The organism is Salipiger sp. HF18 (genome assembly GCF_011806505.1).
GTDB lineage: Bacteria > Pseudomonadota > Alphaproteobacteria > Rhodobacterales > Rhodobacteraceae > Salipiger > Salipiger thiooxidans.
Genome location: NZ_JAATOS010000510.1, coordinates 1 through 2,773 on the forward strand (window position 1 = coordinate 1; position 2,773 = coordinate 2,773).

At 64.3% G+C, this 2,773-nt stretch carries 4 protein-coding genes; 1 reads left to right on the forward strand and 3 read right to left on the reverse strand.

Translation table 11 applies throughout. From position 1 onward, the window contains the following. The first annotated feature begins 94 nt into the window (after positions 1–94). A complete protein-coding gene (locus tag HC022_RS23280) occupies positions 95–664 on the forward strand; it encodes a DUF882 domain-containing protein (protein WP_167453991.1) in 570 nt (189 codons plus the stop codon). Positions 665–1,185: 521 nt separating this feature from the next. Here the strand turns inward: HC022_RS23280 and HC022_RS23285 are convergent. The 3 genes from HC022_RS23285 to HC022_RS23295 all read right to left on the reverse strand — a co-directional run bounded on the left by HC022_RS23285 (position 1,186) and on the right by HC022_RS23295 (position 2,713). After that, positions 1,186–1,752: a GNAT family N-acetyltransferase gene (locus HC022_RS23285; protein WP_008885104.1), complete on the reverse strand. Its 567-nt coding sequence runs from the start codon at positions 1,750–1,752 to the stop codon at positions 1,186–1,188. A 117-nt stretch (positions 1,753–1,869) separates the two neighbouring features. Beyond that, positions 1,870–2,139 carry a 50S ribosomal protein L27 gene (rpmA, locus tag HC022_RS23290; protein ID WP_008884736.1) on the reverse strand — a complete coding sequence of 90 codons (270 nt, stop codon included), beginning with the start codon at positions 2,137–2,139 and terminating at the stop codon, positions 1,870–1,872. Positions 2,140–2,158: 19 nt separating this feature from the next. After that, on the reverse strand, positions 2,159–2,713 hold the full coding sequence (locus HC022_RS23295) for a 50S ribosomal protein L21 (protein ID WP_008883912.1): 555 nt from the start codon (positions 2,711–2,713) through the stop codon (positions 2,159–2,161). Positions 2,714–2,773 lie beyond the last annotated feature (60 nt).

The window sequence follows — 2,773 nt, forward strand, 5'->3', positions numbered from 1 at the left end:
GTGGCATACAATCAGGGCATCTGGGGAGAGATGGCAGGGTCGCCCAACGAGGCGGCGCAACAGGTACAGCGACTAACGGGACAGGCGCTTCAACATGACACAACGAACTGCAGGCGGCGTCACTCGCCGCGGCCTTCTTGGCGCATTTGCGGCCACACTTGTCACAGCAGCACCGACGTACGGCAATGCCGCGGGCTTCCTCCGCGGTGGTGGTGACATTCGCCGGATCAAGATGTATTCGGGCCGCACGGGCGAAAAGATAGACATGATCTATTGGATCGAAGGGGAATATATCCCCGACGCCCTCAAGGAAATCACCTACTTCATGCGCGACTGGCGCACGAATGACGTGAAGTACATCGACGCGCGCACGATCGACATCATGACGGCCGCGCACAACCTCATGGACACGACCGAACCGTACATGCTCATCTCGGGCTACCGGTCGCCCAAGACCAACGCCATGCTCCGCTCGCGCAGCTCTGGCGTTGCGAAGAACTCGCGCCACCTAAAGGGTGAGGCTGCGGATCTTCACATGAACTCCCGCTCCGTCAACCAGATCGCCAAGGCGGCACAAGCGTGCCGTGCGGGTGGCGTGGGGCGCTACACCAGCTCAAGCTTTGTTCACATGGACTGCGGACCGGTGCGCACCTGGGGAAGCTGAGCCCGGACTCTTGTTCGTCCATCAGTGACAGAACGTACCACAAGACGTCCGGTTCCGGGCGTCTTGTTTTTTTTCAGGGTTAATTCCGGGCCCCTGCCCGACCGCCCCCGACCCCGGCAAAATCCGCAGGATTTACACACTCCGCTCGGGCGGACCCGCACCGCGGAAAGGTGGCGTGTTGCCGGGCCTTGTCGATTTCAAGGACCGACTGTCGACGGACTGTGCCCGAGCGTCGGCTCGCACACCGGATCACGATGGCCAGGCAGCCCGGTGCCGCAGCTCAGCGCGATCATCGATTGCGGACCGACTGGCAGCGGCAATGACCGCTCCTTGCACCGACTCACTTCAGCAGGCGCAGCCACAGCAAGTCGTCGCAAACTGCGACAAAGGACCGGCGCAGTGCCTGACGGGAATCGCACAGACATTGGGTCACTCGGGCCCGGCAGCTCGGCGGCTCAGCTTGTCGTGATGAGGATATCTGACCGACGGGCAGCACCCAAAGGGCGCCACCCGTGCCAGGATCACTTCATGCGGCGGAGATAGGTCCAGGTCGGGACCTTGGCGTTGCGCGCGACCGAAAAGGCCTCGGCATCGCCAATGTATTCGAAGCCGCAGTTCGTCAGCACACGGCCCGAGGCCGGGTTGTCCTGGAACACGCTCGCGAAGATCGTATCGTTGCCGAACGGGTTGGCGCTGACCAGCGCCTGCACGGCCTCGGAGGCGTGGCCGGTGTTCCAGAACGGTGGCGCGATCCAGTAGCCGACCTCGCTCTGGTTGCGGTCGAGCCGCTCCAGCGAGATCACGCCCAGCACCTCGGCACCGCCATGCTCGGAGGCATCGAGCGCCCAGATGTCTTCCTTGCGCTCGGAGGCGGTGGCACGGGCGATGAAGGCCTCGGTGGCGCCGGGCGGCAGCGGGTGGGGAATCGACGTGGTCATCCGCGCAAGGCGCAGGTCGCCGGTGTAATGCTCGAGCAACCCGGTATCGGAACGGCGCAGCGGCCGCAGCTTGAAACGTTCGGCCTCGATGGCGGGCTGCAGCACAACGGGTGCAGGCCGCTCGGGCATCTTCAACTGGTCCAGACTCATGTGCACGCTCCTCTTATGCACGGTCTTACAGGGATCGGCGCCTCCCCCTCCTGAAAACGCCAAAAGGGGACCGGCGTCTTGCCGATCCCCCTGAATGTCGCATCCTGCGAGATCGGCTTACTCGGCAGCCTCCGCCACCGGCAGAACGGATACGAAGGTTCGGCCCTTGAGGCCTTTGTGGAAGGTCACGGACCCCTCTTCGGTTGCGAAGATGGTGTGGTCCTTGCCCATTCCAACGCCCTCGCCCGGCCAGAACTTGGTGCCGCGCTGACGGATGATGATGTTGCCCGGGATGGCCGCCTGGCCACCGTAGAGCTTCACGCCAAGACGGCGGCCTGCGGAGTCGCGGCCGTTACGGGACGAACCGCCTGCTTTTTTATGTGCCATGGGTTGGTCTCCTTAACGCTTATGCGAGGCTCTTGGCCTGCTCGACCCACTCGGGCTTCACCTTGACGGCCTCGAAGGTCTCGGGGTCGACAGCGGCGAGCTCGGCGAAGGTCGTGACGCCAGCCTCGTTGAGCTTCTTGGCGGCGGCGGGGCCGACACCGGTGATCTGGGTCAGGTCGTCACCTGCAGCTGCGGGGGCAGCGGCGGCACCGGCCACGGAACCTGCGCCCACGGCAGCCTTGACGCCGGTTGCGTCTGCGCCCGAGGCGAGGATCTCGGTCACGCGTACAAGCGTCAGCTTCTGGCGGTGGCCCTTGGTGCGCTGCGAGCTGTGCTTGCGGCGGCGCTTGACGAAGTGGATGACCTTGTCACCCTTGACCTGGTCGATGACCTCGGCCTGCACGGCAGCACCCGCAACCAGCGGCGCGCCGAGCGTGACGTCGTCGCCACCCAGCATGAGGATATCGTTGAACTGCACGGTTTCACCCGCGTCTGCGGCCAGCTTTTCCACGCGGAGCATGTCGCCCGCCTGGACCTTGTATTGCTTGCCGCCGGTTTTCATCACCGCGAACATCTGCATCTTCCTTCGTTTCCCGCGTCCTGTGGCGCCCTTTCGGGGCTTGCCGGGGCCTGA

What these genes read in the sequence shown, in the direction of transcription:
- HC022_RS23280 (WP_167453991.1), top strand. Translation starts at nt 95, where the DNA reads ATGACACAACGAACTGCAGGCGGCGTCACTCGCCGCGGCCTTCTTGGC.
- HC022_RS23285 (WP_008885104.1), bottom strand. Translation starts at nt 1,752, where the DNA reads ATGAGTCTGGACCAGTTGAAGATGCCCGAGCGGCCTGCACCCGTTGTG.
- rpmA (WP_008884736.1), bottom strand. Translation starts at nt 2,139, where the DNA reads ATGGCACATAAAAAAGCAGGCGGTTCGTCCCGTAACGGCCGCGACTCC.
- HC022_RS23295 (WP_008883912.1), bottom strand. Translation starts at nt 2,713, where the DNA reads ATGTTCGCGGTGATGAAAACCGGCGGCAAGCAATACAAGGTCCAGGCG.